At 62.5% G+C, this 360-nt stretch carries 1 protein-coding gene; it reads left to right on the top strand.

The window, feature by feature from the left end:
* On the top strand, positions 1–360 hold a 360-nt coding region (locus tag QN413_RS27170; RefSeq protein ID WP_323499654.1), incomplete at both ends, for a helix-turn-helix domain-containing protein.

Here is a 360-nt window from a genome sequence, read left to right as displayed (position 1 = left end):
CGGCGATGCGTTCGCCAGGTCGCCCTGAGATCAATCAGCGGCTCATCAAGCGGGCATTCTGGGGGCGAATTTCGGCAGGTTTGCAGAGCGAGGAAGCAGCACGGGCTTCCGGGGTTTCGCAGCCATTGGGCCCACGGTGGTTTCGGCAAGCAGGTGGAATTCCACCTACGAATCCGGGCCCTGTTTCGGGTAGATATCTGTCGTTCACGGAGCGCGAAGAGATTGCGCTTCTACATGCTCAGCAACTCGGTGTCCGGGAGATTGCTCGACAGCTCGGACGCGCGCCTTCGACCATCTCGCGCGAGTTGCGGCGCAATGCAGCAACCCGGGGCGGGAAGCTGCAGTACCGAGCCACGGTGG

The sequence above is a fragment of the Variovorax sp. LG9.2 genome, from assembly GCF_035018885.1.
In the GTDB taxonomy this organism is placed as follows: domain Bacteria; phylum Pseudomonadota; class Gammaproteobacteria; order Burkholderiales; family Burkholderiaceae_C; genus Variovorax.
This window is presented reverse-complemented; position numbering and strand designations above follow the sequence as displayed.